At 62.9% G+C, this 13,029-nt stretch carries 12 protein-coding genes and 1 riboswitch; of the genes, 11 read left to right on the top strand and 1 reads right to left on the bottom strand.

The features are described from left to right. The first annotated feature begins 35 nt into the window (after positions 1-35). Positions 36-1,115 carry a copper chaperone PCu(A)C domain-containing protein gene (locus QWE_RS22750; RefSeq protein WP_006728532.1) on the top strand — a complete coding sequence of 360 codons (1,080 nt, stop codon included), beginning with the start codon at positions 36-38 and terminating at the stop codon, positions 1,113-1,115. Positions 1,116-1,196: 81 nt separating this feature from the next. On the opposite strand, the gene QWE_RS22745 is transcribed toward QWE_RS22750, so the two are convergent. Then, on the bottom strand, positions 1,197-1,472 hold the full coding sequence (locus QWE_RS22745) for a hypothetical protein (protein ID WP_006728531.1): 276 nt from the start codon (positions 1,470-1,472) through the stop codon (positions 1,197-1,199). Positions 1,473-1,668: 196 nt separating this feature from the next. On the opposite strand from QWE_RS22745, the gene QWE_RS22740 reads away from it, so the two are divergent. From QWE_RS22740 to cobO, 10 genes are all read left to right on the top strand, one after another. After that, positions 1,669-2,205, top strand: coding sequence for a flavodoxin domain-containing protein (locus QWE_RS22740; protein WP_006728530.1), 537 nt, complete (start codon positions 1,669-1,671; stop codon positions 2,203-2,205). A 60-nt stretch (positions 2,206-2,265) separates the two neighbouring features. Further along, a complete protein-coding gene (crcB, locus tag QWE_RS22735) occupies positions 2,266-2,643 on the top strand; it encodes a fluoride efflux transporter CrcB (RefSeq protein ID WP_006728529.1) in 378 nt (125 codons plus the stop codon). Between the two features lie 94 nt (positions 2,644-2,737). Next, positions 2,738-3,727: an RluA family pseudouridine synthase gene (locus QWE_RS22730; RefSeq protein WP_006728528.1), complete on the top strand. Its 990-nt coding sequence runs from the start codon at positions 2,738-2,740 to the stop codon at positions 3,725-3,727. Continuing rightward, positions 3,724-4,377, top strand: coding sequence for an HAD-IA family hydrolase (locus tag QWE_RS22725; RefSeq protein ID WP_006728527.1), 654 nt, complete (start codon positions 3,724-3,726; stop codon positions 4,375-4,377). Before QWE_RS22730 ends, QWE_RS22725 begins: the two co-directional genes overlap by 4 nt. Before the next feature lie 9 nt (positions 4,378-4,386). Further along, positions 4,387-5,193 carry an ATP12 family chaperone protein gene (locus QWE_RS22720; protein ID WP_006728526.1) on the top strand — a complete coding sequence of 269 codons (807 nt, stop codon included), beginning with the start codon at positions 4,387-4,389 and terminating at the stop codon, positions 5,191-5,193. Positions 5,194-5,256: 63 nt separating this feature from the next. After that, on the top strand, positions 5,257-6,075 hold the full coding sequence (locus QWE_RS22715; RefSeq protein ID WP_006728525.1) for a hypothetical protein: 819 nt from the start codon (positions 5,257-5,259) through the stop codon (positions 6,073-6,075). A gap of 66 nt (positions 6,076-6,141) precedes the next feature. Next, a riboswitch (cobalamin riboswitch) is annotated at positions 6,142-6,515 on the top strand. Between the two features lie 185 nt (positions 6,516-6,700). Next, positions 6,701-7,231, top strand: coding sequence for a bifunctional adenosylcobinamide kinase/adenosylcobinamide-phosphate guanylyltransferase (gene cobU, locus QWE_RS22710; protein ID WP_040300885.1), 531 nt, complete (start codon positions 6,701-6,703; stop codon positions 7,229-7,231). A gap of 3 nt (positions 7,232-7,234) precedes the next feature. Next, positions 7,235-8,311, top strand: coding sequence for a cobalamin biosynthesis protein CobW (gene cobW / locus QWE_RS22705; protein ID WP_006728523.1), 1,077 nt, complete (start codon positions 7,235-7,237; stop codon positions 8,309-8,311). A 3-nt stretch (positions 8,312-8,314) separates the two neighbouring features. After that, a complete protein-coding gene (gene cobN, locus QWE_RS22700; protein ID WP_006728522.1) occupies positions 8,315-12,394 on the top strand; it encodes a cobaltochelatase subunit CobN in 4,080 nt (1,359 codons plus the stop codon). After that, positions 12,391-13,026, top strand: coding sequence for a cob(I)yrinic acid a,c-diamide adenosyltransferase (gene cobO / locus QWE_RS22695; RefSeq protein WP_006728521.1), 636 nt, complete (start codon positions 12,391-12,393; stop codon positions 13,024-13,026). The genes cobN and cobO overlap by 4 nt, the downstream gene beginning before the upstream one ends. Positions 13,027-13,029: the final 3 nt, after the last annotated feature.

Here is a 13,029-nt window from a genome sequence, read left to right as displayed (position 1 = left end):
ACGGCCAAGAAGGACCGCGGCAAGGAGAGACACCCATGAAGACCAATCTCATTCTTGCAACCACAATTACCACGCTCGCATCGACCACGGCTGTGTTTGCCCACGCGACCTTTGCCAACCAGCCCGCCAAGGTCGGCTCCTATGTCGCCGCTACTCTGCAGGTGCCGCATGGTTGCGACGGCAAGGCGACCAACGAGGTCCAGATCAAGCTTCCGGAAGGCTTCATTTCCGCCAAGCCGATGCCGAAGGCTGGCTGGGAAGTCGAGGTCATCACCGGCGACTACCAGAATAGCTACGACAATCACGGCAAGCAGGTGAAATCCGGCCCGGTTGAGATTCGCTTCAAGAATGGTGACCTGCCGGACAATTTCTACGACACCTTCGTCGTTTACGGGAAGATCGCGGCTGGCGACCCGGCGGTCGGTCTGGCCTTCCCAACCGTTCAACTCTGCGGCGCTGACGCCAAGGTCGCCTGGGATCAGATCGCAGCACCCGGACAGGATCCGCACGACCTCGATGGTCCGGCACCGGTTCTCAAGCTCGTCGCCGCTGAAGGCGGTGACCATGGCCATGGGGCGCATGGTGCACACGGTGCTCATGATGCCCATGCGGGACACGGAGCACCCGCTGAGCAGGCTGCAGCGGATGGCCACGGCGCGCACGGCGCCCACGGTGACCATTCCGGTCACGGCGATCACATGGCGGCCACCGATCCCGGCGGGTTTGAGACGGTGACCGCAGGCGAACTGGAACTGACCGCCGGCTTCACAAGGGCAATGCTGCCCGGCCAGCCGGTCGGCGGTGGTTTCATCACCATCGTCAACAAGGGCGGCGAAGACGACAAGCTGGTGTCTGCGACATCCGCTCAGGCCGGCGAGGTCCAGCTGCACGAGATGGCGATGGAAGGTGACGTTATGAAGATGCGCCAGCTCAATGACGGAATCGCCATTCCGGCGGGCGAGACGGTCGAGCTGAAGCCCGGCGGCCTGCACCTGATGTTCTACAAGGTGGCCGAGCCTTTCCAGGAAGGCGCGACGGTCAATGTTACGCTGACCTTCGAACAGGCCGGTGCCGTGGACGTGGCCCTGCCGGTCGGTCCGGCGCGGGGCAAGTGACCCTGATCCCAATGCTCTGAAATGCGAAACCGCGACCGTCACCGGTCGCGGTTTTTTATTGCCCACATGAGTCTTGGCAGATCAGGCGACCGAGCTCTTGTAGGCCTCGATCGTTTCCTTCAGCGTCGCCTGCTCGAATTGTTGCTGCGACGAGGTGAGGAAGTAGAGGGCGAGCGCCGGAGGCTGCACGACGTTGACGAGCGCCCGGAGCCGCAGATCTTCGCTCTGTGCCGCCTGCTGTGCCAGCATTCGCGTGTGCTCTTCCACGTAGGACGCACGGGAGGCGCGTTGCGGCGGCTTCACCGGTTCCATCGCGTAGGCTGCGGTATGCGCAGAGACTGTGACAACCTGTGTCATGGGCGTTTCCCAGATAATACATAACGACATTAGCATAAGCCACGGTTATCTATGCATCTTTAAGTCGAATGAGCGGTTTTGAATAAAAGTGTAATGGTTGCGCCAGCCTCTGCGGATGTCCCGCTTTGCGCCAGATCAAGGCGTCATCCGTGTCCTTGCAGCACAGTGATTGCGTCATCAGAGGAGGACTAGAGACATGATCATTCTTGTCGGCTATGCGACGGTTGAGGGGCAGACACGCAAGGTGGTCGAAGCTGTCGCTACGGCGATTGAAGCAGCGGGCGACCGGGCCTTGCTGTTCGACGTCTCCTCGGGCGGCGAATACGCGGTCGCTCATCCGGAAGCGGCAATCCTCTGCGCGCCGGTTCACGCGGCGCGCTATCCGGCAGCTTTCACCGCCTTCGCCAAGCAGGAGGCGGCCTGGCTGAACACTGTGCCGACAGCCCTCATCTCTCTATCGCTGTTGATCCGCAGTGAATTCGAGGAAGAGCGCGAGGAGGCCGCCCATTATCCTGATACGCTTCTCGAGACCAGCGGCTGGAAGCCCGGCATGATCCATCACGCAGCCGGAGCACTCCGATATACCGAATATGACTTCTTCAAGCGCTGGATCATCCGGCGCATGGCAGAGCATGAAAACGCTCCGACGGATGTCAGCCGCGACCACGAATTCACTGATTGGAAAGCGCTGTCGGCTTTCGTGGCGGAATTCCTGGCTTCGGCCAAGGCTTGACGTATCGACCGGGACCGGCTTGAACGGCATGCGCAAGAGCCGATCAAGCCGGAGGCATCTATGTTCAACATCCTGCTCGTCGCGGTCGGCGGTGCGATCGGATCGGTTGCCCGTTATCTGACAGCACTCGCGATGACGCGGCTGCTCGGGCCCGCATTTCCCTGGGGCACGATCACGGTCAATATCGTCGGCTCCTTCGTGATCGGTCTTCTGACCGAGCTTGTCGCGCGAAAGTTTTCGGCGCCGATGGAAATGCGCCTGTTGCTCGTCGTCGGATTTCTTGGCGGTTTCACCACATTTTCATCCTTCTCCCTCGACACCATGGCTCTCGTGGAACGAGGGCCTGTCTGGATCGCATTCAGCTATGTCCTGGCCAGTGTGATGCTGTCTCTCACGGCCGCTTTCGGCGGTCTTGCCTTGGGACGCAGCCTGTTCTGAGGTTCTCTCCTGCATTTCCGCTTTCCCTTTCCGCCCGAAATCTACTAAAGGCACGGGATAAGTGGGTGGAGAACCCGAGCGAGAAAGTACCCTGATGGCAGGCATCGAACATATCACCGTGGAAGCCGACGAGGCTGGCATGCGGCTCGACCGCTGGTTCAAGATCCATTATCCGGGTCTGGGCTTTGGCGCGCTGCAGAAGCTCCTGCGCTCCGGACAGGTGCGCGTTGACGGCGGTCGCGTAAAGACCGACGCCCGCGTCCAGCCGGGCCAGGTTGTGCGCGTTCCCCCCATGGACGTCGACGCCAAGAAGACCGGCCCGATTGCCAGCCACGACCTGAAGCATGGCGACGACCACGAACTGCTGTCGCGCATGTTGTTGCATGAAGACGAGAAGGTCTTCGTGCTCAACAAGCCCGCCGGCCTTGCCGTGCAGGGTGGTTCCGGGCTCAACCGTCACATCGACAAGATGCTGGAAGCCTGGACGAGCCGGAAGGGCGAAAAGCCGCGCCTCGTCCATCGCCTCGACCGCGACACCTCCGGCGTACTCGTCGTTGCCCGTACGCGCGGCGCCGCCCAGAAGCTGACGGCCGCGTTCCGCGAGCGCGATACCAAGAAGATCTATTGGTCGCTGGTGAAGGGCGTGCCGCGCAAGCACGAGGACAAGATCTCGACCTGGCTCACCAAGGACCAGACCGACGAAGGCGACCGCATGCGCGTCTGCAGACATGGGGAGGACGGCGCCGATCACGCCGTGACCTATTACCGTGTGATCGACACCGCAGCACAGAACCTCGCCTGGCTGGAGATGGAGCCCTATACGGGCCGCACCCACCAGTTGCGTGTCCACGCGCTGCATATCGGCCATCCGATCATCGGCGACCCCAAATACTTCGTCGACGACCACAATTGGGACTTCCCCGGCGGCGTCCAGAAGCGGCTGCATCTGCATGCCCGCTCCATCGACCTGCCGCATCCGAATGGCGGTCGCCTGAAGGTGACGGCACCGCTGCCGCCGCATATGGTCCAGACCTGGAACCTGCTCGGCCTCGATCAGCGCGATGGTGACAAGGACGGCGAATGAAGCTTGTTCTCCTCGATTGCGACGGCACGCTGGTCGACAGCGCCGGCCTGATCCATGAAGTCATGCGCCACACCTTCATCGGCTTCGGCAAGCAGGAGCCAGCACTTGAGACCACCAAGTCGATTATCGGGTTGACGCTCGACATCGCGATCGCCCGCATGGACGGCAAACCCCATGCCGATGACGAAGCGGTCTCCATGGCTGCCCATTACAAGACGATTTTCGCCGATGTCCGCCGTGACTCTGGTTTCGGCGAAACCATGTTCGACGGGATCCGCGAAGTTCTGGACGCGCTGATTGCCCGTGAGGATATCTGGCTCGGCGCCGTCACCGGCAAGTCGCGACGCGGGCTCGAAACCATCCTTGAAGGCCATGGGCTGAAGCCCCATTTCCTTTTCTGCCGGACGGCCGACGACTGCCCGTCCAAGCCGCATCCGGCCATGGTAACGGAATGCTGTGACGAGGCGGGCATAGCGCCGCGCGAGACCATCGTCATTGGCGACGCGATCTACGACATGCAGATGGCGAAGGCCGCCGGTGCCACCGCGATCGGTGTCGCCTGGGGTTATGCCAAGGCAGACGATCTCTGGAAGGCGGGTGCGGATGCCGTGGTCGAGCGTCCGGCCGACCTCTTGGCCTATATCCATTAGGAGCTTTTGATGCGCGACGAACTCAGCCAGGACATTTTCGGGACCTTCATTCCGGAGCCCAGCCATGAGGATCCGGTGCGCCGGGCGCAGATCCAGATGAAGCGGCCGCTACCGAAGCGTTTTTATGAGAGCGTCGGGATCGAGACCCGCGATGACGGATTCTCGATTACGCTCGATGGCAAGCCGGTCAAGACGCCTTCGAAGAACCTCCTGACGCTGCCGAACCGTGAGGCAGCGGACCTCGTGGTCGCCGAATGGGCGGGGCAGGGCGAGTTCATCGACCCCGCGACCATGCCGATCACCAAACTCGTGAATACCGCCATCGATGCCGTTTCAAACAGCCTGGATGCAGTGTTCGACGAGATCGTGCGGTTCGCCGGCACGGATCTTCTCTGCTATCGTGCGGACGGTCCGAGAGAACTGATTGACCGTCAGTCGGCTCGCTGGGACCCTTTGCTTGCCTGGATATCGACTGCGCACGGCGCCCGCTTCATCCTTGTCGAGGGCGTGATGCATCAGGAGCAACCGAAGGAAGCCATTGCTGCTTACGCGCGCGCTCTCGAGCGTTACCGCGATCCTTTCCAGATCTCCTGCCTCAACGTGGTGACGACGCTGACGGGCTCGGCTGTGCTGACGCTTGCCTTTGCCGAGGGCGCCTTCGATCTGGACGAAGTCTGGTCGCTTGCCCATCTCGATGAGGACTGGACGATCGAACATTGGGGCTCGGATGCCGAGGCCGAAGCACGGCGTGAGACCCGTTACGGCGAGTTCGCCTCGGCAGCGTCACTCTTCGCGGCCATTCAGACAGCAAGTTAACTCTACACTAACCATAAATGGCGAATTCTCGGACAGGTTCAGAATCACCTGTCCGGGGTCGTCATGTTCGCTCGCAGCCTTCGCATCGCCGTCGCCATGGGCGTAACCCTGCTGCTCGCATCCTGCTCTGTCTTATTCGGGCGCAGCATTGACCGCCCATTGGTCTATTACGTCCGCAATGTGACGGTCATGGCCGATGCCCGCATTCCACTCGAGCTGATCGAAAATGTCGACCGTCGTGTGTCGGCAGCCATTGCAACGACCCGCGCGCCCCAGGGGGCGGAACGGGTGGTGCTCCTGGTCAAGATAGACCGTCTCGGCTTCGGGGAGGGCGCCCGTCGGCGTCTTGCTCAGGCTGACTTCACCGTCACTGCCGTTTCAGTCGAAACCGGCGAGCCGGTTGCCAAGGGAAGCTTCCGGGTGAACGGCCCGACCGACGACCCGCGCTGGGCCCGCCAGGCCCTGGCCGAAGAGGTCGCAGCCCGGATACGATTCGCCTTTTCTCTGACCACGCCGCGTGTCCGCAAGACCCTGCCGCCGCGAACCATTTCCACGCGGCTCGCTTCGGAGCCGCCGCCGGTGATCGTGCCAAATGTCCGGGCGGCACCGCCACGCGCTGCCTTGGTCGCGCCTCAGGCAGCACCGCAAAAGCCTGCCGCTCCAACTACCCAGAATAAGGTAGCTCCTCCGCCACCGCGTGAAATGGCGGCACCACCCGTGGCCGAGGTTCAGCCGCCGCGGCCCGCAGCCCCGGCACAACCTGCACGTCGCGCCGCCGATATCGGCAAGGGCACGCCGGTCGAGCAAGGCGCCGTCGGCACCATTCGCCTGCGGCCGGATTGCGACCCTGCCGTTACGGCGGACTGTTCCGCAAGCCCTTGACCGACCCTTGGGCGCAATGACGCAGGTCTGCGCCGCAGCTGTGATTGACTTGGCTTCGACCTCGGCCTAATCCTCGTGATGGATGGTTTCCGGACGGCAGAGATGTTGTCCGGAGAGCAAAAGGGAATGCGAAGGCGTGGACCCCAACCGGGCACGCGGAACGCAGCCGACCCCGCGACTGTATTGCAGCGAGGGTTATCCATCCGCTCTGCCGGGATTGGTGGCGACGGGTCGCAGGGTGCGACCGGCCTCTGAAGAACGGCAGGACGGAAAAGCCACTGGGGTGGCAACACGATCAGCCGGGGCAGGACGCCTCTTTTTCTACGAATCGTCCGCTCTTTCGTGTTGCTGACAAACCCTGGGAAGGCGAGGAGAACCCGACGGTCTTTCGAGGACCACGACCTGCGAGCCAGGAGACCTGCCATCCACGGGCATGGTGCCCATACTGGGGAGGTCTCCCCGTTGCCAGCACGGAGGTTGTCGTGGCGACGTTTTGCATCCGCGGGTCCTTGTTGGCCCGACGGTGCCGGTCCGTCTTTTCGGGCCGGGCACCGTTTGATTTTTTGTGCATGCTGCAGGCATGCGCCAAAGACCGTCTGCGCGCGGTCGAAGGTCATGGGGCACCATGACCACATCCCATTCCCGATCCATCCTGGTTCTTGGCGGCGCCCGCTCGGGAAAATCCCGCTTTGCCGAGGGAATGGCGCGCGAGACGGGCCTCGACAGGTTTTATCTCGCCACTGGCCGCGCCTGGGACGACGAGATGCACGCGCGCATCGCGACCCACAAAGCCGACCGAGCCGATGACGGCTGGACGACGCATGAGGAGCCGCTGGATCTCGTCGGATCGCTGAAGTCGCTCGACAAGCCCGAGCGGGTGATCCTCGTCGACTGCCTGACGCTTTGGGTCACCAATCTGATGATGGAAGAGGGCCGTGAGGTCGACGCCGAAGGTGCGGCACTCGCCGCCAGTCTTGGGGAACTCCAGGCCACCGTCATCTTCGTCTCCAATGAAGTCGGCCTCGGCATCGTGCCTGAGAACAAGATGGCCCGCGCCTTCCGCGACCATGCCGGCCGTCTCCACCAAGCCATCGCCGCCGAGGCGGCCGAAGTCTATTTTATCGCGGCAGGTTTGCCGTTGAAAATGAAGGGTTGAACCATGTTGCAGCAAAAGATCCCCGCCACCGTCATCACCGGCTTTCTCGGCGCGGGCAAGACCACCATCATCCGCAACATGCTGATGAATGCTGGCGGCAAGAAGATTGCGCTGATCATCAATGAATTCGGCGATCTCGGCGTCGATGGCGACGTGCTGAAGGGCTGCGGCGCTGACAACTGCACCGAAGACGACATCATCGAACTCACCAATGGCTGCATCTGCTGCACGGTTGCCGACGACTTCGTGCCGACCATGCAGAAGCTGCTTGAGCGGGACGTGAAGCCGGACCATATCGTCATCGAGACCTCGGGTCTCGCCTTGCCGCAGCCGCTGGTCGCCGCCTTCAACTGGCCGGATATCCGCACCCGCGTCACCGTCGATGGTGTCGTCACCGTGGTCGATAGCGCCGCCGTCGCCGCCGGCCGTTTTGCCGACGACCACGATGCGGTCGCTGCCCAGCGCGCCGAGGACGACAATCTCGACCACGAAAGCCCGATCGAGGAACTCTTCGAGGACCAGCTGACCTGCGCTGACCTGATCGTCCTCAACAAGACAGATCTGCTGGATGCTGCCGGGATTGCTGCCGTGCGCGCTGAGGTGACCAGCCGCACCAGCCGCAAGCCTTCGATGATCGAGGCAAAGAATGGTGAGGTGCCCTCGCTTGTCCTGCTCGGCATCGGCGCCAGCACCGAAGACGACATCGAAAACCGCAAGTCGCATCACGAGCTGGAGCATGAGGCACTGCATGCCTCGGGCGAAGACCACGACCATCATCATGATCACGACGAGTTCGAAAGCTTTGTGCTGAAGCTCGGCGCGATCAAGGACGCTTCCGATTTCATCGACCGCCTGAAGCCTGTCATCGAGAAGCATGACATCCTACGCCTGAAGGGTTTCATCGACGTGCCCGGCAAGCCGATGCGCCTCGTCATCCAGGCCGTCGGCACCCGCATCGACACCTATTTCGACCGCCCCTGGACATCGAGTGAAAAGCGCGAGACGCGCATCGTTGTCATCGGTCTGCATGAATGGGATTTTGGCGCCGTGGTCGAAGACGTCCAGACAGCGGCTGGCTGATCCATGCATCTGCTTCTCGCCCAGAAGGGATCGATCAGCGACGGTGACGAGGCGATCGATCTTGGCCAGACGCCGGGGGACGTGTTGTTCCTCTCGGCGGCTGACACGGAGCTTGCGGCAATCGCCGCAGCCGTGGAGGCGAGGGGCGAGCAAGCGGTGCGCTGGCGGCTCGCCAGCCTGATGACGCTCAAGCATCCGATGTCGGTCGATACCTACATCGAACGTACGGCACGCCATGCGCGGCTGATCGTGGTCAGGGCCTTGGGCGGGGCAAGCTACTTCCACTACGCGTTGGAGGCGCTGCACGCCTGCGCCCGTCGCAGCGGCGCCGTCATTGTCGTGCTGCCCGGTGACGACAAGCCGGATGAGGGTCTTTCGCCATTCCAGGCCTGTGCGGAGGACGAACGCCAGGCTCTCTGGACCTATCTGACCGAAGGCGGGGCGGGGAATGCCTCGGCTTTCGTGTCCTATGCCGAGGCTATTCTCGACGGTACCGACCGTCCGGAACCGGCGCGTCCGCTGCTGAAGGCCGGCATCTGGTGGCCGGGTAGGGGCGTGATCGGGGTTGAGGAATGGGAAAGGCTGGCGTTTCCGGAGCCCCCCTCTGGCCTGCCGGCCATCTCCCCCACAAGGGGGGAGAGCGGCGAGACGCAAGCGTTGGCTCTTCCTTCTCCCCGTTCACGGGGAGAAGGTGCCCGAAGGGCGGATGAGGGGCGAACCTCTGCGCAAGACCAGCCCCTCACACTGACCTCCTCCCCGCAGGCGGGGAGAGGGAATGTCGCCCCCCTCTGCTTCTACCGCGCCCTCGTCCAGAGCGGCGAAACGGCACCCGTCGAAGCCATGGTCGAAGCGCTGAAGGCCAAGGGCCTCGTTCCTCTGCCAGTCTTCGTTTCGAGCCTCAAGGACCAGGTCTCCGTCGACACGCTGCGCGCCATCTTCAACCGCTTTCCGCCATCTGTTGTCATCAACACCACAGGCTTCGCCGTCTCCACGCCGGGCGCGGAAAAGCCATCGACCGTGCTCGACGAGACGGGTGCCGTGGTCCTGCAAGCCATCTTCTCCTCGTCGTCACGCGAGACCTGGGAGGCTTCGACCCAGGGCCTCAGCGCCCGTGACCTGGCGATGAGCGTCGCCCTGCCGGAGGTCGATGGCCGGGTTCTGACCCGCGCCGTCTCCTTCAAGTCGAAGGCGCGGTTCGATGAGCGGGTCGAGGCCAATCTCGTCAGCCACGAGCCGGATCCCGGCCGCATGCGCTTCGTCGCCGAACTCGCTGCCAACTGGGCGAAGCTTCGCGCGACCGAAGCTGCGGATCGCCGGGTCGCCTTGATCATGGCCAATTACCCGAACCGCGATGGCCGCCTCGGCAATGGCGTCGGACTGGACACCCCCGCCGGCACGATTGAGGTGATGCGTGCCATGCGCGACGCCGGTTACGACGTCGCCGATCTGCCTGCCGATGGCGACGCGCTGATGCAGGCCCTGATGGCTGGGCCAACCAATGCGGCAAATAATGGGCGCGTCATCCGCGAATGTCTTTCCGTAAGAGATTACATTGGGTTCTACGAGGATCTTCCCAAAGAAGTTCAAGCTCGCGTCACCGCGCGCTGGGGTGCACCGGAGGCGGATCCTTTCCATCTCGACGGCGCCTTTGCGCTGCCGCTGATGCGTTTCGGCAAGCTTATGATCGGCATCCAGCCGGCCCGTGGCTACAACATCGATCCCAAGGAAACCTACCATTCCCCGGACCTCGTTCCGCCGCACGGCTATCTCGCCTTCTACGCCTTCCTGCGCCGGGAGTTCAGGGCGCAGGCCGTCATCCACATGGGCAAACACGGCAATCTCGAATGGCTGCCTGGCAAGGCGCTGGCGCTGTCGGAGACGTGTTTGCCTGAAGCCGTGTTCGGGCCGCTCCCGCATCTCTATCCCTTTATCGTCAACGACCCCGGCGAGGGCACCCAGGCCAAGCGCCGGACTTCGGCCGTCATCATCGACCACCTGACCCCGCCGCTAACGCGAGCCGAAAGCTACGGTCCGCTGAAGGATCTGGAGGCGCTGGTGGACGAATACTACGAGGCCTCGGGCGGCGATCCTCGCCGGCTGGTGCTATTGAAGAAGCAGATCCTCGAGCTGATCGCCGACATCGGCCTCGACCAGGATGCCGGCATCGCCAAGGGCGAGGCGGAAGATCAGGCGCTGGAAAAGCTCGACGCCTATCTCTGCGACCTCAAGGAAATGCAGATCCGCGACGGCTTGCATATCTTCGGGCTCGCGCCGGAGGGACGGTTGTTGACCGATCTCGTCGTTGCGCTGGCGCGGGTGCCGCGGGGGCAAGGCGAGGGCGGGGATGCGAGTTTGCAGCGGGCGATTGCGGGGGATATCCAGCTTCAGAAAAACCCTTCCCCAACCCCTCCCCACAAGGGGGAGGGGCTGACCCCGCATTCGGCGTCGGCCGTAGTGGTCGAGCCGGTGCCGCTTGTCCTCTCCCCCCTTGTGGGGGAGATGGCCGGCAGGCCAGAGGGGGACTTGGCTTCAACCATTGACCCTCTCGACTGCGTCATGTCCGATCCGTGGACCGGCCCGAGGCCTGCCATCCTCGCTGATCTCACCTATGCCCCGTGGCGGACCCATGGCGACACCGTCGAGCGCATCGAGCTACTTGCTGCACAGTTTGTCTCCGGCGGCGTCACGTGCCCAGAGGATTGGCCGCGCACCCAAGCCGTCCTCGCCGAAATCGAAACCCGCCTCAAACCCGCCGTCGTCTCCTCCGGCCCCGCCGAAATCCGGGGGCTGCTGAAGGGGCTCGCCGGCCAGTTCGTGCCCCCCGGTCCCTCCGGCGCGCCGACCCGTGGTCGCCCGGACGTGCTGCCGACGGGGCGAAACTTCTACTCCGTCGACAGCCGCGCCGTGCCGACGCCGGCGGCCTATGAACTCGGCCAAAAATCCGCCGAACTGCTGATACAGCGTTATGTCCAGGATCACGGCGAATGGCCCGTTTCCTTCGGCATTACCGCCTGGGGCACGTCGAACATGCGCACCGGCGGCGATGATATCGCACAAGCCTTGGCCCTGATCGGCGTCAAGCCGCTCTGGGACATGGCCTCGCGCCGGGTCACCGGCTTCGAGGTGATCCCGATGGCGATCCTCGGTCGGCCGCGTGTCGATGTGACGCTTCGCATTTCCGGCTTTTTCCGCGATGCCTTCCCCGAACAGATCGCGCTCTTTGACAAGGCAGTGCGTGCCGTCGCAGCTCTCGATGAAGACGAAGGCGACAATCCGATTGCGGCCCGTGTGCGGGCCGAAACCGAGAAGCTGAAAGGCGAGGGACTTGACGAAAAGCAGGCTGCTCGCCGCGCGGGCTACCGCGTCTTCGGTTCCAAGCCTGGCGCCTATGGCGCAGGCCTGCAGGCCCTGATCGACGAGAAGGGCTGGACCGACCGCGCAGATCTCGCGGAGAGCTATCTCGTCTGGGGTGGTTATGCCTATGGTGCCGGCGAGGAAGGGAAAGCGGAACGCGGCCTGTTTGAGGAGCGGCTGCGCTTGGTGCAGGCCGTGGTGCAGAACCAGGACAACCGCGAACACGATCTGCTCGACAGCGACGACTACTACCAGTTCGAGGGCGGCATGACGGCGGCAATCGAACATGTCGCGGGTGTGAGGCCCACGGTTTATCACAACGACCATTCGCGACCGGAAAAGCCTGTCATCCGCAGCCTTGAGGAGGAGATCGGCCGCGTCGTGCGTGCCCGCGTGGTCAATCCCAAATGGATCGACGGCGTCATCCGCCACGGTTACAAGGGGGCTTTCGAAATCACCGCTACGGTCGACTACATGTTCGCCTTTGCGGCGACGACGGGCGCCGTCCGTGACCACCATTTCGAGGCCGTCTACCAGGCGTTCATCCTTGATGAGCGCGTGCGCGACTTCATGGCCGAGAAGAATGCTCCGGCACAGAAAGAACTCGCCGAGCGGCTGATCGAAGCGATCGAGCGTGGCTTGTGGACGCCGAAGAGCAATTCGGCAAAGTTTACATTGGAGGAGCTGGCCGCTGTCGGCTCCAAGGATTTGAAGGAAGTGCGGATATGAGCGACGAGCCCACCATCGAAACCTCCGAGACCGATCTCGCCCGCCATGCGGAAAAAATGGCGAAGAAAAAGGCCGCCCGCGACAAGATCATGGCAACGAAGACGGGCGAGAAGGGCCTGATCATCGTTCATACGGGCAAAGGCAAAGGCAAATCGTCCTCCGCGTTTGGCATGATCTTCCGCCATATCGCCCATGGCAAGAAATGCGCCGTGGTGCAGTTCATCAAGGGTGCGATGTCGACGGGCGAGCGCGACCTGATCCTGAGGCATTTCTCGGATCTCTGCGAATTTCACACCATGGGCGAGGGCTTTACCTGGGAGACGCAGGACAAGGCGCGCGATATCGCCATGGCCAAGGCTGCCTGGGACAGGGCCAAGGAACTGATCCGCGACCCCGCCAATTCCATGGTGCTGCTCGATGAGGTGAACATTGCCATTCGCTACGACTACATCGACTTCGCCGAGGTGCTGGAATTCCTGGCGACCGAAAAGCCCCCGATGACCCATGTCGTGCTCACCGGCCGCAACGCCAAGGATGAGCTGATTGAACTTGCCGATCTCGTGACCGAGATGGAACTGGTGAAGCATCCATTCCGCTCCGGCATTAAGGCGCAGATCGGCGTGGAGTACTAGCGA

Source organism: Agrobacterium albertimagni AOL15 (assembly GCF_000300855.1).
Taxonomy (GTDB): Bacteria; Pseudomonadota; Alphaproteobacteria; order Rhizobiales; family Rhizobiaceae; genus Allorhizobium; species Allorhizobium albertimagni.
Note: the sequence above shows the minus strand (reverse complement) of the source record. Positions and strands in the feature narration are given on the sequence as shown.